The organism is Dyadobacter sp. SRI_021 (genome assembly GCF_057586235.1).
Genome location: NZ_JBYCZM010000003.1, coordinates 481,062 through 502,281, shown reverse-complemented (window position 1 = coordinate 502,281; position 21,220 = coordinate 481,062). Strand labels below are relative to the sequence as shown.

The 21,220-nt window shown below is 49.4% G+C and carries 19 protein-coding genes; 3 read left to right on the top strand and 16 right to left on the bottom strand.

Annotated features, from left to right (window positions below; all coding sequences use genetic code 11):
- Positions 1 to 4: 4 nt before the first annotated feature.
- The 7 genes from AC2YIT_RS11415 to AC2YIT_RS11385 all read right to left on the bottom strand — a co-directional run bounded on the left by AC2YIT_RS11415 (position 5) and on the right by AC2YIT_RS11385 (position 7,852).
- The gene (locus AC2YIT_RS11415; RefSeq protein ID WP_430844759.1) at positions 5 to 949 is read right to left on the bottom strand and encodes a glycosyltransferase family 2 protein; all 945 of its coding nucleotides are present in this window, start codon (positions 947 to 949) and stop codon (positions 5 to 7) included.
- A gap of 72 nt (positions 950 to 1,021) precedes the next feature.
- Positions 1,022 to 2,719 (bottom strand): hypothetical protein, encoded by a 1,698-nt coding sequence (locus AC2YIT_RS11410; RefSeq protein WP_487279248.1) that lies wholly within the window; start codon positions 2,717 to 2,719, stop codon positions 1,022 to 1,024.
- Positions 2,703 to 4,139, bottom strand: a complete 1,437-nt coding sequence (locus AC2YIT_RS11405; protein WP_487279247.1) for a DUF6056 family protein — start codon at positions 4,137 to 4,139, stop codon at positions 2,703 to 2,705. The genes AC2YIT_RS11410 and AC2YIT_RS11405 overlap by 17 nt, the downstream gene beginning before the upstream one ends.
- Complete coding sequence (locus AC2YIT_RS11400) at positions 4,132 to 5,082, bottom strand: glycosyltransferase family 2 protein (RefSeq protein WP_430844753.1); 951 nt, start codon at positions 5,080 to 5,082, stop codon at positions 4,132 to 4,134. The genes AC2YIT_RS11405 and AC2YIT_RS11400 overlap by 8 nt, the downstream gene beginning before the upstream one ends.
- An 85-nt stretch (positions 5,083 to 5,167) precedes the next feature.
- Positions 5,168 to 6,091, bottom strand: coding sequence for a DMT family transporter (locus AC2YIT_RS11395; protein WP_487279246.1), 924 nt, complete (start codon positions 6,089 to 6,091; stop codon positions 5,168 to 5,170).
- Between the two features lies 1 nt (position 6,092).
- Positions 6,093 to 7,175 carry an LptF/LptG family permease gene (locus AC2YIT_RS11390; RefSeq protein WP_487279245.1) on the bottom strand — a complete coding sequence of 361 codons (1,083 nt, stop codon included), beginning with the start codon at positions 7,173 to 7,175 and terminating at the stop codon, positions 6,093 to 6,095.
- 14 nt (positions 7,176 to 7,189) lie between these two features.
- Positions 7,190 to 7,852, bottom strand: coding sequence for a metal-dependent transcriptional regulator (locus AC2YIT_RS11385; RefSeq protein ID WP_430844749.1), 663 nt, complete (start codon positions 7,850 to 7,852; stop codon positions 7,190 to 7,192).
- Positions 7,853 to 8,006: 154 nt separating this feature from the next.
- Between AC2YIT_RS11385 and AC2YIT_RS11380 the strand changes: the two genes are divergently transcribed.
- Together AC2YIT_RS11380 and AC2YIT_RS11375 are read left to right on the top strand one after the other, a co-directional pair.
- Positions 8,007 to 9,359 carry an Nramp family divalent metal transporter gene (locus tag AC2YIT_RS11380; RefSeq protein ID WP_487279244.1) on the top strand — a complete coding sequence of 451 codons (1,353 nt, stop codon included), beginning with the start codon at positions 8,007 to 8,009 and terminating at the stop codon, positions 9,357 to 9,359.
- Between the two features lie 86 nt (positions 9,360 to 9,445).
- A complete protein-coding gene (locus AC2YIT_RS11375; protein WP_430844746.1) occupies positions 9,446 to 11,392 on the top strand; it encodes a KUP/HAK/KT family potassium transporter in 1,947 nt (648 codons plus the stop codon).
- Positions 11,393 to 11,439: 47 nt separating this feature from the next.
- On the opposite strand, the gene AC2YIT_RS11370 is transcribed toward AC2YIT_RS11375, so the two are convergent.
- The 8 genes from AC2YIT_RS11370 to AC2YIT_RS11335 form a co-directional block, all read right to left on the bottom strand.
- Positions 11,440 to 11,958 carry a phosphoribosyltransferase family protein gene (locus AC2YIT_RS11370; RefSeq protein ID WP_430844744.1) on the bottom strand — a complete coding sequence of 173 codons (519 nt, stop codon included), beginning with the start codon at positions 11,956 to 11,958 and terminating at the stop codon, positions 11,440 to 11,442.
- Between the two features lie 60 nt (positions 11,959 to 12,018).
- Positions 12,019 to 12,723 carry a glutamine amidotransferase-related protein gene (locus tag AC2YIT_RS11365; RefSeq protein ID WP_430844742.1) on the bottom strand — a complete coding sequence of 235 codons (705 nt, stop codon included), beginning with the start codon at positions 12,721 to 12,723 and terminating at the stop codon, positions 12,019 to 12,021.
- Positions 12,724 to 12,732: 9 nt separating this feature from the next.
- Positions 12,733 to 13,323, bottom strand: a complete 591-nt coding sequence (locus tag AC2YIT_RS11360) for a Uma2 family endonuclease (protein WP_430844741.1) — start codon at positions 13,321 to 13,323, stop codon at positions 12,733 to 12,735.
- A gap of 48 nt (positions 13,324 to 13,371) precedes the next feature.
- The gene (locus tag AC2YIT_RS11355; RefSeq protein WP_487279243.1) at positions 13,372 to 14,757 is read right to left on the bottom strand and encodes an aldehyde dehydrogenase family protein; all 1,386 of its coding nucleotides are present in this window, start codon (positions 14,755 to 14,757) and stop codon (positions 13,372 to 13,374) included.
- Positions 14,758 to 14,857: 100 nt separating this feature from the next.
- Positions 14,858 to 15,631, bottom strand: coding sequence for a glucose 1-dehydrogenase (locus tag AC2YIT_RS11350; protein ID WP_487279242.1), 774 nt, complete (start codon positions 15,629 to 15,631; stop codon positions 14,858 to 14,860).
- Positions 15,632 to 15,672: 41 nt separating this feature from the next.
- Positions 15,673 to 17,049, bottom strand: coding sequence for a glutamine synthetase family protein (locus AC2YIT_RS11345; RefSeq protein WP_487279241.1), 1,377 nt, complete (start codon positions 17,047 to 17,049; stop codon positions 15,673 to 15,675).
- A gap of 29 nt (positions 17,050 to 17,078) precedes the next feature.
- Entirely contained in the window at positions 17,079 to 17,702 is a 624-nt protein-coding gene (locus AC2YIT_RS11340) for a DUF4230 domain-containing protein (RefSeq protein ID WP_487279240.1), read from the bottom strand.
- A gap of 3 nt (positions 17,703 to 17,705) precedes the next feature.
- Positions 17,706 to 18,734: a bile acid:sodium symporter family protein gene (locus AC2YIT_RS11335; RefSeq protein ID WP_487279239.1), complete on the bottom strand. Its 1,029-nt coding sequence runs from the start codon at positions 18,732 to 18,734 to the stop codon at positions 17,706 to 17,708.
- 219 nt (positions 18,735 to 18,953) lie between these two features.
- On the opposite strand from AC2YIT_RS11335, the gene AC2YIT_RS11330 reads away from it, so the two are divergent.
- Entirely contained in the window at positions 18,954 to 19,781 is an 828-nt protein-coding gene (locus AC2YIT_RS11330) for a glycoside hydrolase family 16 protein (RefSeq protein ID WP_487279238.1), read from the top strand.
- Between the two features lie 70 nt (positions 19,782 to 19,851).
- Here AC2YIT_RS11330 and AC2YIT_RS11325 read toward each other — a convergent pair whose 3' ends face one another.
- On the bottom strand, positions 19,852 to 21,006 hold the full coding sequence (locus AC2YIT_RS11325; protein WP_487279237.1) for a PepSY-associated TM helix domain-containing protein: 1,155 nt from the start codon (positions 21,004 to 21,006) through the stop codon (positions 19,852 to 19,854).
- Positions 21,007 to 21,220: the final 214 nt, after the last annotated feature.

The following is a 21,220-nucleotide window of genomic DNA, read 5'->3' as shown; positions in this document are numbered from 1 at the left end:
CAGGTCAAATGTACTCCCGGTTGACTATTTCCTCTTTGATAATGAACAGGGGACGGTTTTTGGATTGAAAGAAAATCCGGAGCACATATTCTCCAATAATGCCCAGCGCCAGCAACTGCACCCCGCTGAACAGGATGATGACAAATAGCAGGGCTGCAAAACCCTCGATCACGTGGGCGAAAAACAACTTTTTGACTACGACGGTCGCGAAATAGATCAACGAAATTACAATGGCCGTCATGCCCACCCGGCTCATGAATTTGATGGGAAATTCACTGAAATTGAAAATTCCATTGTAAGCCAGCCTGAAAAGCTGTTTGAAAGTATATTTGGATTCCCCCGCGATGCGCGCGTCGCGCTCGTACTCGTATCCGATCTGCTTGAAACCGATCCAGGAACGCATTCCGCGCAGGTAGCGGCTTTCCTCAGGCATTTTATTCAAAACATCGACTACCCTTCGGCTGATCAATGCAAAATCACCGCTGTCGAGCGGAATATCTACATAGGAAATCGAACGAAGAATGCGGTAGAACCAGTAGTAACCCATCCGTTTGACAAAGCCCTCTTTTCGTTTCTTGCGGACAGCGTAAACGACGTCATTTCCTTCCTGCAACAATTTGTAAAATTCCGGCAATAGCTCCGGCGGGTCCTGCAAATCGCCATCGATCACAAAGAGCGCCTCCGTGCCGCGTGCGGCAGAAATACCCGCTGTCAATGCAAGCTGGTGACCATGGTTGCGCGATAGAAAAACACCATGATACCGCTCGTCTGTCAAAGCTACCTGCCTGATTTTAAGCGCCGTGTCATCCTTACTTCCATCATCGATCAAAACCACTTCAATAGCAAGCGGGCTGGCGTCCATTAACGCGTTGATACGCTGTATCAGAAGCGGAAGCGTCTCAGATTCATTATATAGCGGCGCGACGATTGAAATTTGAGGAGTTTTCAATATGCTGAGTTTTTCAATGACCAATAGAGGCAAAAATACACCTTTCGGTCTATTATCGAAACATTCTGTTATTTAAGGTATTGTCACTTTTCCAAGAACACCGCCATTGAGAGCGGCACCTTCCACGTTCACGATTCCCAGATCATACGTTCCGGGCAACAGGGATGAATGCGGTATTTCAATGTCAAAACCCTTGTCGTACTGCTTGAAAAAGTTGCGGCCGGTGTACTTATGCGGCTCCATTTTGAAAAAATACAGGCGTTCTCCATTGCGCACGAATGCATATTCGCCATTCGAACGCGACGGGGAGATCGTTCCTTCCGGATCGTTCACATAAATGCCCTTTTCGCGATGTGTGACGGTTACCTGCCTTTCAACCGGGAATGCCGTCGTGAGTGCATTCACCTGCCGACCGAGCTCATTCCCTTCTTCCGGGTATTTGTAAACACCGGCTTTTACCAGGTACTTCATCACATTATCCACATACCGGGCGCCTTCCGAATAAGGAACATGGCCCAGTCCGAAACCATTATGCTCCTGGTTGTAGCCATTCACAGTATAGTATTTCCTGCGCTCCGAAATCACCGGCAAATACGAATAAATGGATATGCCCCAAATCACCAAGCCTATCGCAGCAGCCCCTCGCAATGCAAGCTTGCGCACGTTTTGATTTTGAGTTGAAACCACAAACGACAAATAGGTAACAATCAGGAACAGAGCCGGATATATCTTGTAGTTACTCACTATCATGACAAAAAAACCGAACCGGGGACGTAACAGGCCGATCACCAGCGCCTCCACGAGCAGGAAGCTCAAAATACCGAGTAAAAATGCATTCAGATTGCTGGTACCTTCACTCTGAACAACGGCCGGACCGCTTTTGAACCAACCAAATGTACGGGCGAGCCAGGGTGTAACTTGCCGCCAAAGCCAGATTACCACCCAGATCATAACCGCGAAGGCCATCATCACCGGTAATGCCGAGCGCACAACAATGTCTTTTTCAGGAAAGAAATCGAACAAGCCGCCCAGGAATGTAAAAAAGCCGAGAACCGATAAATGCGGATTTTTGACAAAAAACGCGAAGCTCGACTCGTTACCCTGCGCTGACATGCCGTAGAAATACAATCCTACTGCCACGGCACCCACCAGAATCCAGACAGCCAATTGTTTGTACTGCGACCGGAGCAGAAGTACCGCTACACCCGCCGGCCAAACGAAAATCCCACTGCTCATCGCGTACGTAGCGCACACACCTGCAAGCAGTGCACCCGCATAGCGCTTGCCCGAGAGTAAAAACATCGATAGTACCACAAAGAAAACGACAGGCTGATGCTGCCAACCGCATATAGCCCAAAGGAAAATCAAATGGTATTGAAGCTGGAAAAGCAAAAACGGCACGGGCAGGAAATACCATATGCTCAGAGTGGAGCGCTTGAACGCGCGCCAGAACACCGCCAGGGTACCCAATGTAAAAAGTGCCGCAGCAATATGCAGGAAACTAAAATCGAGATGTCCTGTAACCCAATAGTAAACGAGTGTAGCCAGCTTACCCACCACCATCCGGTGTTCGTTATTGGGCTGAAAAAGTAGTTTCAGACGTTCCGGAAATGAATTACTGGTGATCCATTTGTGCAGAAAATCGGGGAACGGGTCAAAATCGTCGTACCAGGGCAGGTTTACTGAGTAGTACAGGATCACTCCTATCCACAATACCACGGGCACCGCCGTTACCAGGAAGAAAAGCGGCTTTTTATTGCTGTTGTCCACCTTCAGTGTCTTTCATGTAAATGGCTTCCTTCCCAAAATAACCCGCGGTGCATTTGTTCCACCAGTGGGTAGGGTCGGTTTTAATGTCGTCGTCGAGGAAAATCGTCATCGGTTTCGAACGGATGGGCGGCAGGTACAAAATGTCATCCGGCGAGTTCTTGATCAATGCATAACGCTGGTACATTTCCTTGTCGAATGCGGCCGCTTTGCCTTTCAGCAGATCGGTATACATCATTTTCACATTGCTGCTGCGGACAAACGAAAGCACCACCGACGCCACTAGTATCGCGCAAACGATGCCATACCGCATGGCGGTCAGAGTCAAAACGGTAATCTTCCGCTTTTTGAAATAATGAAAAAGCACTCCGATGACATAAAACCAACCGATCAGAAAAAAGAAATACACGCAGTTGATGACACGCGGCGTCGGCTCGATCCCCACTCCGTAATAGGAAGGAAACAATTGCGCCGACAACACGCCGATAAAGAGCAATACGGCATACCACACCGGAATGGAGAAGTAATTTCGCGCACCTTCCGAAAGCCGTGAAAGTACAAAAAGCCAGGCCAGTGTAAAGAATATCAACGGCGTCCGGAAAACCCAGTCAAAACCCAGGTAGGCCAGTTTTTTAAATGAAGAAACTACCGAGAAAGGAATGTTACCACCCAACGGGTTACCGCCGATACGCGCTGCATTACCCGGCGATGCAAAGTAAAAATAACAGGAAAGCGCCGTTATCACAGCCATCGAAACCATAAATGCATCGACTTTCCGGTGGAAAAGCACTCGGTAAGCGAGCCACGCGCCTACAAGCAGCACCATGATCAGCAGGTTTGTTTCGCTGCTACCTATTACCGCAAATATCAAAAAGCCCGAAAGCGCAGCGACAAACAGCTTCGCAGGCTGCGTGTCCTGGCGGTACCAGCGGAGCACAAGTACAATCCAGAGCAATGTCAGGATATTCGGAACCGTGTAGGTCACAAATGCCGCCATCCAGTAGAATGCTTCCGAAATGCTCATCATTTTGAGGATATACAGGAAGAAAACCACACCCGCAAACCCCAAATGGGCCAATCGCGATAATGTGGGCGTTAGGTGCCGGAAGAGGCTGTACAATGCGAAAACCATCCCGAGCAGCAATATGACCGGCAATACTTTAAAACCGATGATCGAATGGAAGAGCAGCGGGCTCGTGTGGTTGAGGAATATTCCAAAGTAGCGGCCTGTCCACTCGGTATAGTACAGTTTCATGGCCTCGAACCAGCCTATTTTGAATACTGTAAAAATGTAACAGAAATCGTCCGCCGGCGACGGATGGTTGAAGTACGAAAGCGCCAGCAAAGGCACCAGTACGGTCAGCATCAGCAGGATATTCGCCCAGTTGCCGACAACCCGGTATTTTCTATAAAATCTATTCATTGACAATTTTTTCTATGATATAGCGTGGACGGCCTTTTACTTCTTCATAAATCTTACCGATATACTCCCCGATCAGGCCAAGCGCCATCATATTAAATCCGCTGAAAAATGTGAGCGGCAGCATAGTCGACGTCCACCCCGCCACTGTATGACCGATCATGTATGAAAAAAGAATGTACACGACGATCAGCATCGCGATAAAGAAATTGGCAAACCCGAAATACAGCACCAGCCGCATCGGAAATGTAGAAAACGAGGTAATGCCGTTCCAGGCAAAAAGCAGCATTTTGCTGAGCGGGTATTTGGTCTCGCCCGCCTCACGTTCCAGGCGGCTGTAAAACACCTTTTCGTTTTTAAAACCGATCAACGGCACAATGCCCCGGAGGAACATATTGATCTCCCGGAAGTTTCCAAGCTCTTTGAGTACGCGCTGGTCCATCAAACGGAAATCCGCATGATTGAATACCACCGGGACGCCCATTTTTTGCATGAGCACATAAAAGCCTTCGGCAGTAACCCGCTTGAACCAGCTATCAGAACTGCGGTCGCCGCGCACGCCGTACACGACCATCGCGCCCTCGCGGTGCTTTTCGATCATGGCGGTAATAGCGTTGATATCGTCCTGCAAGTCGGCGTCGATCGTGATAAAACAGTCGTAATCATTCACATGCTGCTCCAAACCGGCCATGATAGCGCTCTGGTGGCCGAAATTCCGGGAAAGCCCGACACCGATGATATTGGAATCCTTGCTGCAAATGTCTTCGATGATCGACCAGGTTTTGTCCCGGCTGCCGTCATTCACAAGACAAATGCGGCTGTCCTCAGCAATGAGGCCCTGCTCCTTGATGCCGTTGTAGTAGGTGTTTAATTTAGCGTACGTCCGATACAAGATTGCCTCTTCATTGTAGCATGGCACGACTAAAAGTAAACGAGCTGGATTCATATGTCACCCTGTTGGTTGAATCGACAAAAATAGTAGTAATAAGTTAATAAGCTCCCTTTCCCCGCAACCGGCAGCTCAATATGATCTATTTACCGGCTTCAATTATCTTACGGTTATTCTTCTTCATTACGGTGGTAGTCAGCAATGGATACAGGATCACCGCCAGCAAAATCAGCAGCGTACCCATGTAAAAACCTTGCGTCATCCGCTCTTTTTCTCCGAAAATAAAAAAGGCCAATGCGATGCCGTAAACCGGCTCCAGATTGATAGTCAGGTTAATGAGGTAAGCAGAAAATTGCTTCATCAGCTGAGTCGCCATCGTGCTCGCGTACACGGTACACACGAGCGCGAGGAACAATATCCAGACCCAATCGCCCTGCGCCGGAATGAATGGCGCTCCGCCATTCCAGTCTTTGTTTTCAGAAATCCCGAGAAACAGCAGCGAAAACAATGACGCCCCCGACATTTCATAAAAAGTGATCACCCAGGCATCAATCCGCTGCACGAGCCGGCTGTTGGCTACTGTAAAACTCGCCGCCAGCATGGCAGAAGCAATAGCAAGCCCCAGGCCTAATGCATGGTCAAATTCAAATCTAAAAACCACGTACAAGCCCGCAAATGCGAGAATACCCAACCCCACTTCGAGCGGACTGATCTTCCGCTTATTAACTAATGGCTCCAAAAGGCTCGTCCAGAGGGAAGTAGTAGCCATTCCTGCCAGGCAAACCGAAGCGGTAGAAATCCGGGCCGACGCGAAAAACAGCATCCAATGGGCAGAAAGCAAAAAGCCCACACCCAGTATCCTCAACAGATCGCGCCCTTCAATCGCAAAACTTTTTTTTGACAACAATATGACAACACTCAGGCCGATAGCCGCAAAAAACGTCCGGTACAAAACCAATGCAACCGGCGAAATAGAGACCATCAGCCCCACAATGGCCGTGAAGCCCCAGATCATCACCAGGAAATGCAAATGCAGGTACGAGCGAACGGAAGCGGAGGAAAGCATACTACCTGGGTAATGTTTTGTAAAGCAGCACTCCGATCAGTGAAAACACGATATTAGGCAGCCACACGGCAAAAAGCGTATTGATCGTACCCGCTTCGGCCACACCTTTGGATAATAAAAAGAAAAGGATGTAAACAAATGCCAGCATAAAGCCAAGGGCAATCTGCCAGCCTACCCCGCGGCGGCTCTTCCGGGCCGAAACAATCATGCCGATAGCCGTCAGGATCAGGATGGCGAACGGTTGGGTGAAGCGAATATACTTTTCAATCAAATACACCTCCAGACCATCGGCACCGCGGCTTTTCAGCAGCTCTATGTAGGCGTTCAGCTCCGGTAATGTAAATGTCTCGTAGAGGTTATAATCACTTTCGAAATCTTTGGGAGAGAGGTTAATGGTCGTGTCTATCTCCGTTCCGCGGCTCAGCCGTTCGCCGAGACTGTCAAGCGTCCGCACCTGGTAATTTTGTAGCGTCCATTTCTTCTTTTTTGGCTGCCAGACGATTTTCTCCGCGTAAAACTTTTGAAGCAGTTTCGTGCCTTTAATCGTCTCCATCGTGAATTTATTCCCGGTCTGCGTGGTGGTATTGTAGCTTTCCAGGTAGGCATACACGTCGGGCGCGATGGTGATATGAACGTTGTGCCCGCTGAAATAGAACTCGTTTTTTACATAAGTTTTTTCAAAACCAACCCGGATCTTGTTGGCTCTGGGCAAAACCCATCCTACCTGAATGAACGTCAGAATCCCGAGCACAACCGCCCCGGCCATGTAGGGCATCAGCATCCGCGTAAAACTGATCCCGCTGCTCAGCATGGCTATGATTTCCGTGCGTGCCGCAATACGCGAGGTGAAGAACACCGTTGCGATGAACACCATCAGCGGGCTGATATAGTTGATCCAGTAGGGAATCAGATTAAGGTAATAATCGACGAGTATCTCCCTGAGCGGCGCTTTTTTGTCGAGGAAGTCGTCCACCTTTTCGGTGTAGTCGATCATACAGATAATCAGTACGATGACGAACGCCACGAATACGTAGGTAATCAGGAAGTTTTTGATCAGGTACCGATCGAGGATTTTAAAGTTCATGGCTGGTTATGGTCTCATCGGCGCTGTACCAGCAGGTTTTTGGACACTTCGAGACTGATAAACAACGTCGGACCGCCATTAATCTGTACGGACGCCGATTTGTCATATTCATTAATTTCCTTCACCTCTATCACCGCACCAAGCGTAATTCCCGACCGGTCAAGGTGTTGCAGGAAAGAAGGGGCATGATCGAGCACCCCCATCATTAACACTTTTTCACCAACGTGCACGTCAGTAAGAATTAAATAGTCGGGTTCCGTAAGGTTCCCTTTCGCGTCTGGAATAGGGTCACCGTGCGGATCAAACTTCGGATGGCCCAGGAATGCATCTAGCTTTTCCACCAATACTTCCGATGGAATATGTTCCAGTTCTTCGGCAATATCGTGCACCTCGTCCCAACCGAAACCCAGCTTTTCAACCAGAAAAACTTCCCAGAGGCGATGCTTGCGGATCACCTTGATCGCCACTTTTTCCCCACTTTCCGTCAGTGTTACCCCCTGGTATTTTTTATAATGGATCAATCCCTTCTCGGCCAGCTTGCGCAGCATGTCCGTTACCGACGCGGCACGCGTAGACGTACTCTCCGCAAGCGCGTTCGTGCTCACTTCTACCCCGTCGCGTCCGGAAAGCGCGTGGATGATCTTCAAGTAATTTTCTTCTGTGAAAGAATTCTGCATGCTTTGTAAGCCCCGGTTACCAATCTTAAATATCCGGCAAAAGTACGATTTACTATCTGTAAATTAAAAAATTTAGACTAACCTAAAAATATATTCAGAATTTCCTTATCTTTGTTTTTAGAGAACTAAATTGTTTATTTCGGAGACTAAGGAAATGATTGACGATTTAAAAATAGATAAGTCTTTGCAAGAGAAAACACCGGGCCATGGCGAGCAGCTCCGCTCGCTATCCGAAGTTCACTCCTCGATTTCGGTGCCGGAAGGAGCTGGTTTCTGGAAAAAAATGGCTGCATTTGCTGGTCCGGGCCTGATGGTGGCCGTAGGCTACATCGATCCGGGCAACTGGGCTACCGATATCGAGGGCGGCTCGCGGTTTGGCTACACGCTGCTTTCCGTAATCCTGATCTCAAACCTCTTTGCCATGCTTTTGCAGCATTTGTCGCTGAAACTTGGCATTGCATCCGGCCGCGACCTTGCGCAGGCCTGCCGTGATTACTACTCCCGTCCCATATCGTTTGTACTCTGGTTGCTTTCTGAAATCGCCATCGCCGCCACCGACCTCGCCGAAGTGATCGGTTCTGCCATTGCTTTGAACCTCCTTTTTGGGCTTCCGTTGCCCATTGGCGTCCTGTTTACGGCATTCGATGTGCTTATTGTCTTGTATTTCCAACAAAAGGGATTTCGCATTATCGAGAGCATTGTGGCCGGGCTTATGAGTATTATCCTGCTGAGTTTTTTATATGAAATGATCGTTTCACAGCCATCGCTGGCTGGTATTATGGGTGGATTGGTGCCTAAAAAGGAAATCGTGACCGACCCGGGAATGCTCTATATCGCCATCGGTATCCTCGGAGCCACCGTGATGCCGCACAACCTGTATTTACATTCCAGCATCGTCCAGACCCGCAATTTCAAAAAAGACGAGGCAGGCAAACGTTCCGCGATACACTTCGCGACCATCGATTCGACCGTTTCGCTGGCACTGGCTTTCTTCATCAACGGCTCCATCCTTATTCTGGCCGCGTCGGCATTCCACGCCAACGGCCATTTTGAAATCGCCGACATCACCGACGCCTACCATCTCCTCGATCCTGTGCTCGGCGTGAGTCTCGCGGGTATATTCTTCGCCCTCGCATTACTCGCGTCAGGACAGAGCTCCACACTCACAGGCACCCTCGCAGGGCAGATCGTGATGGAAGGCTTCCTCAATATTCGCCTGAAACCCTGGCTACGCCGGCTGCTGACGCGCGGTATCGCCATTATCCCTGCGCTGTTCGTGTCCTACCTGTACGGCGAGCGCGGAACAGCCGAACTACTCGTGCTCAGCCAGGTGATTCTGTCCCTGCAACTGAGTTTTGCCGTGGTACCGCTGGTATTTTTCACTTCGAACAGCAAAATCATGGGACCGTTTGCCAATTCACGGCCATTAACGGCAGTTAGCTGGGTCATTGCGCTGATTATTATTGGGTTGAATGGCTACCTGCTTCTCAACACTTTTACCGCCTAGTGTCGCACTGACAAATTAAATTTGTATTTTGTAATACCTTCTTTGCAAGCGGTTTCCTAACTTTCGCCGTTTTTCAGAAAAGGTGGATGGAATCAAAACACAAAGTTGACAAGGTAACGGCCGCCGGGCTTCTGGTGGCGTTCGGCATTATCTACGGTGATATCGGTACGTCGCCACTTTATGTAATGCAGGCGATTATCGGCAGCGAGGTGATAACCGAAGAAATTATCTACGGCGCACTGTCCTGTATATTCTGGACACTTACCCTCCAAACAACCGTCAAATATGTAATCTTGATCCTCCGGGCCGACAACCGGGGAGAGGGAGGCATCTTCGCTTTGTACGCATTGGTGAGAAAGCATGCACGATGGCTCACCGTTCCCGCTATCATCGGTGGCAGTACGCTTCTCGCCGACGGCATTATCACCCCGCCTATTTCCGTTGCATCGGCAGTAGAAGGGTTAAAGCTTTTGTATCCGAACATCCAGACCATCCCCATCGTTCTCGGCATTCTGACAGCCATCTTCCTGATCCAGGCATTTGGTACTAAAATCGTCGGCCGGACATTTGGCCCTTTAATGGTAACCTGGTTTGTGATGCTGGGCGTTCTGGGAATTTATCAGATCATGGGACACCCGGGCATATTCAAGGCATTCAATCCGATTTATGGCTATCAATTGCTAACACAGCATCCGGGCGGCTTCTGGATGCTTGGCGCAGTCTTTCTTTGTACCACGGGGGCCGAGGCACTCTACACCGACCTTGGACATTGCGGCAGGGGAAATATCCGGGTGAGCTGGGTACTTGTCAAATCCTGTTTGATATTGAACTACTTTGGTCAGGGCGCCTGGCTTTTGTCCCAAACCGGCAATTTGCTGAGCGGACGTAAGCCTTTCTATGAAATCATGCCCGAATGGTGGCTTCTGCCCGGTATCGTCATTGCAACCTCCGCAGCGATTATCGCCAGCCAGGCATTAATATCAGGCTCTTTTACGCTTATTTCAGAGGCAATACGGCTCAACTTCTGGCCGAAAGTGAGGCTTATCTATCCCAGTGACCAAAAAGGCCAGCTCTACGTACCAAGTATTAACTGGCTGCTCTTGCTGGGCTGTACGGCAGTCGTACTTTACTTCAAGGAGTCGGCCAATATGGAAGCCGCTTACGGGCTCGCTATCACCCTCACAATGATCATGACTACCATCCTGATGTCGTATTATCTATACGTAAAACGGGTGAATTTATGGATCGTAATCCTGTTCATGCTGGTATACCTTTCAATTGAAGGTGCGTTCCTCGGCGCTAACCTGCTGAAATTCACTCACGGCGGCTGGTTCACGATTATGGTCGGCACAATGGTCGCAGGTTTGATGGCGGTGTGGCTCAAGGCGTTCTATATCAAACTCAGGCTCACCGAGTACACCAAGCTCGAAAAATACCTGCCCGCATTGCAGGAGCTGAGCCGCGACATCAGTATTCCCAAGTACACTACCCACCTCGTTTTCATGACGAACGCCTCCCGCGCAACGGAAATCGAAACGAAGGTTATTTACTCTATTTTCCAGAAACGGCCGAAACGCGCTGATGTGTACTGGTTCATCCACGTCGACATTACGGATGATCCCTACACAATGGAATACAAGGTACTGTCCGACGAGGACCACCACGATAATGTCATTAAAATTAACTTCCGGCTCGGTTTCCGCGTCGACCAACGGATCAATATGTTCTTCCGGAAAGTCGTTGAGGATATGGTTTTAAACAAGGAAGTGGACATTACTAGCCGGTATGAATCACTGAGCAAACAGAACATTACGGGAGATTTCCGTTTTGTAGTATTAGAGAGGTTCCTTTCGTTTGAAAACGACCTGCCCTTCCTGGAACAGCTCGTAATGAAGACTTATTTCTTTGTCAAGGATTTCACAACACCGGAAGACAAGTGGTTCGGGCTCGATAGCAGTTCCGTCAAAATAGAAAAAGTACCGCTTATTATCAGACCGGTTGAAAACGTCAAACTAAGGCGTGTTTTCCATTAGTTTACAATCGTTTTGATGCCACCGCAGCGGCGCTGCGGTGGCAAATATCATTTTAAATAAACCCCCTCTTCCTCTGCCCTGCTTAAAACCACTTCTACATGCTCCATGAGCGTGGTACTCAACGAATACCCCACATAGTCGGCGTGAATCGGGAATTTGTGGTGGCTGCGGTCGACGATTACCGCCACCTGAACCTTTTTCATCGGTACTTTCAGGAACGGCTCCAAGGCGAATGCGAGCGTACGGCCTGTATTAAGCACATCATCCGCGACGATTACTACCTGATTTTCCACATTCAGTTCGCGATCGAACAGAATCGGGCTTTGCTGGTGGATGTTTTTGTCGAAACGGAGCTCGATCAATTGCGCGTCCAGCGGGGATATTGCTGTGAGTTCGGCTACCAGTCTTTGAGCGAATGCAAAACCTTCACCTGCGATTCCGGCGACAATAATGCCCTTTTCTTCAAAATTCTGCTCGTATATTTCAAAAGCGATCCGGCGTATTTTCTGGCCTGTCTGGTGGGCACTCAAAATCTGACGCCTGGATACCTTGCTGTTCTCGGTCATTGCGGGTAATGGTAAGTTAAAATCTTAGCAGCGGTAAAAATAGCAAACCGCCATGCCACTTCATAACGCGGCGAAATTCTTTAACCAATTCGCAAAAGTCAACTCATGAAGCGGCAATTCCAGGCTCACGACGCCCATTTCGACCTTCGCCTGACCAATGCGATCCGTTCGGATTTCCATCAATGCTTTTTCATAAGCCTTCGGAAACTCGGGATGAGCCTGTATCCCTACCATGTTTTCCCCGACCGTGAACATGCCGATCGGACAATCCTGCGACTCGGCCAGCAGCTTGCTGTCCGGCGGCAGTTCCATCACCTGGTCCTGGCACATCATCAGCAAATTGAACGACTGTCGCGCCGGTTGCATCCATTCCTGCTGGCTCAACACCTGGAAATTATGCACACCTACGCACCAGCCCACAGCCGATTTTTCCACTTTTCCACCCAATGCTTCGGCCAGCATCTGATGCCCGAAACAGATCCCCAGATATTTTTTACCCGAATCACGGATTTCACGTACAAACTCCTTCAACCGATGAATCCAGGGCTCATCATCATAAACCGAGAACCTGGAACCGGTGCAAACGTACACGTCACACTCATCTGCGGAAGCCGGAAAATATCCGTTGCAAACATTATAAAATGTAAACTCCCAATCCGGTGCAACCTGGGAAAACAAAGCCGGGAACATCTCCCGGTAATCTCCCGCAATCGGCAACAGCTCTTCGCGTACATGGTCGCATTCCAGCAATCCGACTTTTGTCATATTGTTATTCTACTTTTTATCAAAAAGCTGGTTTAAATCGATGGTAAAGTCAGGTAACGTAATCGAAGTAAGCGCCTGACCTACGGTATACGGCTTCAATCCAATAAATCTCCCTTCTTCAATTAATACGTACACGAAAATCACTTCATCATTTGGCTCTACCAACCAATATTCTTTCACACCGGATTCCTCATACACATCAAACTTGCTGTCCATTTCCTTTCTGGTGTTGCCAGGGGATAGTATCTCGATAATCCAGTCGGGCGCACCAAGACAGCCTTTTTCATCTATTTTACTTGGATCACAAATCACTGAAATATCGGGCTGAACAACTGTGAGAATTTCCTTGTCGGATTGAACATCAAACCTTGGAAGTCTCACATCAAAAGGAGCTGCAAAAACCTGGCAGTCTCTGTATTTAAGCAATTGCCATATTTCGGATAAAAGCAATGCCGAAATTCGTTGATGCCGGGTAGCAGGCGCGGGCGACATTTTGAAAATCTTTCCCTTGATTAGTTCAAGGCGCTCTTCAAACTCCCATTTCAAATAATCCGCATAGCTGTACGTGCCATTTAAATCAAGTGTGTCGATGCTTTTCATACCTCACATTGGCTGGTTTTCACATTAAAGATAGCCGAACAAACCATGTTACCCTATTTTCAAATGAAAAGACTTAGGCCGCGTTAATGCTTCGTAACCTACGACTGACAGCGTACAACCGCGACCGGAATTCTTAACACCCGTCCAGGCCAATGCGGGATCAAGGTAGTCGCAACGGTTCATGAACCAGGTGCCTGTTTCGACCTGCTCGCCGATCTGCAATGCCGCATCGACGTCTGAAGTCCAGATGGAAGCGGTAAGACCGTATTGGCTGTCGTTCATGAGCCGAATGGCCTCCTCGTCGCTCGCGACGGGCATAATACCTACTACCGGCGCGAAAGTTTCCTCCGTCATAATGTCCATCGAATGGTTTACATTCACGAGCACTTGCGGCGCGAGGTAGGGCGTACCCGACTGGTGCGCAGGAAACAATGCAGGGTCGATCAACGCAGTGGCACCCTGAGCAATAGCATCATCAATCTGTTTTTGTGCAAAGCTGGCTGCTGAGGTCCTTACCATCGGCCCTAATGTCGTTTCAGTGTCACGCGGATCACCCAGGATATAAGTCTTGGTCAATTCTTCAAAACCCTTTATAAATTCATCATAAACGGCCTGATGTACATAAATGCGCTCGATTCCGCAGCACGACTGTCCTGAATTGAAGAAGGAGCCGTCTACCAGGTTTTCGATCGCGTCGGCCAGGTTCGCGTCCGCACGTACGTATGCAGGATCCTTTCCGCCGAGTTCCAGCCCGCCGACTATAAACCGCTCATTAATGGCTTTCTGCACCGCATGACCGCCTTCCACCGAACCCGTAAATGCCACATAGTCGACCCGCGCGTCGCCAATCACCTGCGCCACCTGGTCGTGACTTAAATGCAGATATTGAAACACACCCTCCGGCAAACCGGCGTACTCGAATGCGGCGGCGTAACGCTCTGCACAAAGGGGTGTCTGCTGTGCATGCTTCAAGATCACCGCATTACCCGACATAATAGCCGGTATCACTGAGTTCACGGACGTCAGATAAGGATAATTCCACGGCGCCACTACGAATACTACACCCAGGGGCTCCCTTTTTACAAATCTTTTAAAGCCAGGAATTTCATCGACTTCCACATCCGCGAGTGCCTTTTCAGCTACGGAAATCATGTAGTTAGCGCGCTCCTGAAACCCGCGGCGGATCTCATTCGCCGTGTAGCGGATCGGCCGCCCCATTTGCCAGGTCAGTTCCAGACCGATTTCCTCTGCATTGTTCAGGAAATACTCCACCGCTTTCCGGCAAATAGCCTCACGTTGCGCCAATGTCGTCTTTTTCCATTCTTTTTGGGCTGTTACCGCTTTTTCCAAAGCAGCTTCCACTGCCTCGGCGTTCGCCAATTCGCGCTCCACATACACGGAGCCGTCGATCGGGCTTATCGTTTTTTGAATCATATTTAAAGTGAGAAAGGGAGGAAAGGGAGGAAAGGGAGGAAGGGGAACCTGAATGGAGCCTCCTCCATCCTCCCCTTTCTCCTTCCTCCCTTCTCCCAAATTACAATGGAGTTACATATGCCGAAGTAATACCGCCGTCAACGAGGAAGTCGGTGCCGGTAACGAAAGAAGCTTCGTCCGAAGCGAGGAACAATGCAGCGTAAGCCATTTCTTTGGCTTCGCCGAAACGGCCCATCGGGATGTGTACCAGGCGGCGTTGTTTCTTTTCTTCGGTGTTCAAAAACTTCATCAGCAGTTCCGTGCGCAACGGGCCCGGGCACAAAGCGTTCACGCGGATGTTCTCTCGTGCGTGGATGACCGCGAGTTCACGCGTAAGCGCAAGAACCGCTCCTTTACTTGCTGTATAAGCCACCTGCGGCGTAGCGGCACCTAAAATAGCTACAAATGAAGCCGTATTAATAATGGAACCTCCTCCTGCACGCTTCAATGCCGGTATACCGTATTTGCAGCCCAGGAAAACACCTTTCGCATTGATATTCATCGTCAGGTCCCAGATCGCTTCCTCCGTGGTAACGGCATTATCATCGTCGCTGTGCATGATCCCCGCGTTATTGAAAAGGATATTCAGTTTTCCGAATTTTTCTTCGGTAAATGCCACAGCCGCTTCGCAGTCAGCCGCTTTGGAAACATCCGAATGTAAAAAGTGAGCTTCTCCGCCATTTTTCACGATCTCATCGACCGTCTCCTGACCAGCGGCGTCGTTCACATCCGTCACGACGATTTTAGCTCCTTCTTTGGCAAATAAAATAGCAGTTTCACGACCGATTCCGCCGCTTCCACCTGTAATAAGCGCGACTTTGTTTTCTAAGCGCATGGGGTTTGATTGGTTATGTTTTTTTGGATAGTAACGAGTGATTAAATCTGTTCAAAATACCGCTTCCGCTCCCAGTCCGTCACGGAGGTATCGTACGCCCGCTGCTCGGTTTTAAAGAAATGTGTGTAATGCTCAACCACTTCCTCTCCGAATGCCTTTTTGGCAAACGCGCTGTTTTCGAACAGTGTAACGGATTCCGCGAGCGTGTAGGGTACGCGAGGCAAATGCGCGGCGGCATAAATATCGCCGATAAAGCATTCAGGTGGCTCAATACGGTTCCGGATGCCGTCGAGGCCCGAGGCCAGTGACGCGGCAAATGCCAGGTAAGGGTTACAATCGGCACCGGGAATGCGGCATTCGATCCGCAGACTGGCTCCGTTGCCTACGACCCGGAAACCGGCTGTGCGGTTATCATAGCTCCACGCAAGCCGCGTAGGAGCCCAGGATCCGTCAACGAAACGTTTATAGGAATTAACGGTCGGTGCGTAGAACGGCATGACGTCCGGTACGTGTTTGATCCAGCCGCCGAGGAACCAGCGGAAAATATCGGAGCCTTTCACCGGCCCGAACTGCTGGTCGCCATCGAAGATATTCTTGCCGTCTTTCCACAGGCTCATGTGAATATGACTACTCGAACCCGCCTGATCAGTTGCAAATTTGGCCATGAATGTTACGGAAAGGCCCATTGCATCGGCCACTTCCTTCATGCATTGCTTGTACACGATGTGGTTGTCGGCCATCGAGAGCACGTCCGCATATTTGACGTTCAGTTCGTGCTGCCCCAGGCCCCATTCACCCTTGGAAGTTTCAACGGCAATACCGGAGTTTTTTAAATGCCTGCGGACCGCCGAAGTATACTTTTCGTTTCGCGTGCCTTGCATTATGTGGTAATCTTCGAGATAATATCCCGCCGGACTCAGGTTCTGATAGTTTTGCTGAAATGCCTGCTTATAGCTGTTTTCGAGCAGGTAATATTCCAATTCGGAGGCTGCAAAGCATTCGACGCCGTCCGCCGCGAGCGAGGCCAGTTGTTTTTTTAACAGTGACCTCGGCGCAATCGATTCCAGCTGGTGCGACTTGTCGTTATGTACATCGCAAATCACCAATGCGGTTTTGTCGAGCCAATCGGCGGTGCGCAGGGTAGCGAGGTCGGGCACCAGATGGAAATCACCGTAACCGAGCTCCCAGTTGGCATACCGGTAGCCGGGTACCGGGTCCATGGCCATATCGGTCGTGAGCAGATAATTGCAGCCGTGCGTGCCCGATTTAGCTACCGAATCGAGGAAATAATCAGCGTCTACGCGCTTGCCCATGAGCCGGCCGTAATGGTCCGTAAATGCCACTACAATGGTTTCAATCTCCCCTCCCCCAATCTTGCCCGAAAGTTCATCCAGCGTCAGAAATCCTTTTTTACTCATTAGAAAGGGTTGGTTTAGCGCAGTTTATATTATCGCAACTTGTCTACTTTGGCATTCATCGGAAATTTCAGCACCACCTTTTTACCGGAAGCTTTTTCCAGCATCGGGGTCAGTATTTTTTGGGCATTCTCCTTAGTCTGGTCGAGAATACCCATGCCCAGAGCCGACTTCTGTATTTGTTTTTCGGCCTGTTTATAAGCCTCCTGCACTAGTTTCGCCTCGTCGGTAAAGGCATATTCAGTATTATAAACCTTTGATTTACTATGGTCTATCTTAAAAACACATAGCTCGGGCTCGGGCATATTGATCACGAGCGTTTCGGCGTCGGAGGTAATATCTTCCATTGAAATTTTGGCTAAATCCACACAACCAATCGCTTCTCCCTGTACGATCAGGATCGCCTTGGCATTGGGCAGCCACATTTTCACAAGTTCCTGCTCCACCACATCCTTGAAGTTGTATTTCACGACTTCGAGCTTACCCATCGAGCTGATCTCCTGCAAAACCACGGTATGCATCGCCTCGACCTTATCTTCCCCGCCGAGCCAATCGGGCATCCAGCTTCCGGTTTTAAAACCCGACCACAATGCGTTAATCCCTGCCAAAAGCAAAATCAGCACTAACAGCCTCACCAGCCATGATATGATGCGCATATCCTATTTTTTAAGTACAAAATCCTCCGCTATTTCCGGCTCCCGGGCCATCCGTTGGGCGATAATGCTCGCCGCAATCAGTTGCAATGCATGGTAAAGCATAATCGGCAGCAGCATTAAACCCGCTTCCGGCCCTGCAAAGAGCACTTTCGACATCACCGCACCTTGCACCAGCGATTTTTTAGAACCGCAAAATACCGCCGTAACCTTATCTTCCCTGTTGAAATGCAGCAAGCCGCTAATAAACGTCAGCAAGAAATAGATCCCGAAAAACAGCGTGAGCATTCCTATCCCTAAAAATACAATTTCTTTTATTCCAAGCGAATCGAAGAGGTGTTCCCCGAACGATTCACAAAAAGAAGTGTAGACGATCAGCAAAATCGACGACTGATCGAAATAGCGGATGTACTTTTTGTGGCGTTCCGCGAAATGCCCCCAACGACTGTTAAGGGCAATCCCGGCGAATACCGGAAGTAGTACTTGCATGGACAGCTTTCCGACTACCGAAAGCAGATCAAAATGTCCGGGACCATCCGGTCCGGGACCGAATTCGAGTACAAGACCCATCCACAATGGCGTGATGAAAACGCCGATCAAACTCGAAATACTAGCATTGAATATCGCCGCCGGAATATTTCCCCGCGCGATGGATACCATAACTACCGACGACGAAACCGTAGACGGCAGGACGGTCAGAAAAAAGATTGCCAGCCACATCACCTGCCCCTCTTCGCTCTGAAAAAACGACCGGAATGCGAGCGCCAGTACCGGAAAAAGTACAAATGTCGATAAATGCACCATCACATGCAGGCGCCAGTTTACGAGCCCGGCCTTCAACTTTTCGGGACTCAGGCGAAGGCCGTAAAAGAAAAATATGACTGAAACCGCATAGGTTGAAACGGTAGAGAGGTGCAGCGGACTATCCTGCATCCCCGGCGCGGGCCAGAGCCAGGCAAGCAGGATCATGCTGAGTAATGCAAGCATGAAACCGTCCAAACCGGCTTTTTTAGCAGTATCAATAAATTTACGCATATAAAAATCAACAAAGGCCGGCAATAGCGACGCCCAGCCGTTGTTTACAAGAAAAAGGAAAACCGCCAGAAATAAAACCCGGTACAACTATTTATAGTGTCAATTCTTTTCAATTTGGCATTTCGGGTAAAAGAGCAGGCGCCACATCTTTGCACAATGATCTCGGAAGCAACGAATAACAAATCACGACAGACCGCTCACAGCAATACTCGACAACCCATGACAACTCCTGACAAATTACTATTAACGATCATCCTCACGGTTATGAGCTCCCTCCCCGCGACCGCACAATACAAGCTCGTATGGGCCGACGAATTCGATTACGACGGTGCGCCGGACCCGAATGTGTGGCAGCCCGAAAAAGGCTTCACGCGTAACCACGAAGATCAATGGTATCAGGGTGATAATGCCTACTGCAAAGGCGGTTATCTGATTATCGAAGCCAAAAAAGAACGGGTCAAAAACCCGGATTACAAACCCGGCAGCAGTAATTGGAAAGAAAGCCGCGAATACGCTGAATACACCTCGGCGAGCATCATTACCCGTGGCAAAAAGAGCTTTCAATACGGCCGCTTCGAAATGCGGGCCAAAATTGACACGCGCTCAGGCATCTGGCCGGCATTCTGGACGTTGGGGGAAAAAGGAGAATGGCCGGACAATGGCGAAATCGACATTATGGAGTTTTACCGGGGAACGTTGCTCGCAAATCTCGCCTGGGGCTCGAATGAACGCTATAAGCCCATTTGGAATACCAACAAAAAGCAGATCAGCGCCTTCAACGACCCGGATTGGTCGTCGAAATTCCACGTCTGGCGAATGGATTGGGACGAGAATTCGATCAAAATTTATGTGGATGACATGCTGATGGCATCACAAGATCAGGCGAAGGCAGTTAACGCTAAAAACAAAGCTATTACGCCTTTCAAGCAACCGCATTACATTCTGCTGGGCATGGCATTAGGCGGTGATAATGGCGGTGATTTGTCCAAAACGGAATTTCCCGCCCGCTTTGAAGTGGATTACGTGAGAGTTTACCAAAAACAATAAGGCTTTCCGGCTCTTGGCTATACACCCGTATCCGAGGGCCTCGACCGCCCCTATCGAAACACTGTTTTCATTATGGTGTCGCCAAGACTGGAACACTCTTTTTGACCTTTTTCGGCGCTTTCTTCCTTCTTCCCCACCAGATCACAAAGCCAGTGATGGGCAACGAAGCGCAGACCAGGCTCGCGCAGAACATGAGAATTTTGCCTGGCAAACCCAGGATAGCACCCGTGTGAATGTCGTAATTCATACGGCGCAGCGTGTTAGCAAAGCTGGCTTCACTGTATTTGCCGGTATAGGGTCCCGTCGCATTGATCTTTTTGACCGAATATTGGTCAAAATAATTGTAGTCGACATTATAATAGGTGCCTTCCCGAAAGTTTACGTACGAAAATATCGATTCGGCCTTCTCGGTGGGAAACGAAATATTGAGGGTTGCATATCGGGGGTATTCCTTTTGTAATTGAAACCAGGCCTTGTCCACAGCCTGCATCGGGCCCGCTACCTGAGCTGTGGATACAGTGTCGGAAGGCGGGTTATAATACATATCCGAACCCTGCCCGCCCGTGGCCGTGTAAAGCCCCTGCGAAAACCACTGAAAGCCCCAAACCAAGCCTGTAACCGCCAGGATCACACCGATCGACATAATGTAAAAGCCTAGTACATTGTGCAGATCATAGTTCTTACGCCGCCAGGCCGCATTCCATTTGATCGAAAACCGCTGTTTGGCAGCCGATTTGTTTTTGGGCCACCAGAGCACCATTCCGCTGATCATCATGAAAAAGAAAACCAGCGTCGCCGAAGCCACGACTGTCTGACCGTATTTCTCAGGCAGCCACAGGTAGTAATGACCATGGAGAATGAAATGGAAGAAATCATCATCCTCATTCCAGATATGCTCCAGTTTCCCGGTGTATTGATTAATGTAGGCGACGTAATAATATTCAGGATCGAGGTTGTAAAAACCGACTTGTGCATTACGGTCAGGCGTGTCGTAAAGAACCCCTTTCGCAATTTTACCAGGTAATGCTTTTTTGGCAATCTCGGCAAGTTCCGACGGTGGCAGCACTTTCCCGCCCGTCGGGCCTTTCACGAACATGTAGGGTTGCGTAATCGCTTTGATTTCCTGCTCAAATGCCAGGATACATCCCGTGATGGAAATAATAAACACCATAATGCCCGAGACAAGTCCCAGGTACAGATGTAGCTTTCCAATCAGTTTTTTCATCGCTTCACCGCCAGTTTATCTTATTTAGACTCAATTAAGACTACGAATATAGGGCGTACGATTTTAACTACCAAAAAGGGAGGAAAGGGAAGAAGGGAGGAAGGTACTTTAACGGGGTGGCGCGAAGGGAACCTTCGTGACCGCCTATTTGCAGGCCTCCGGCCGGTCCATACCGCTATGGCGCTTCGGTATTGACCGGCCGGAGGCCTGCAAA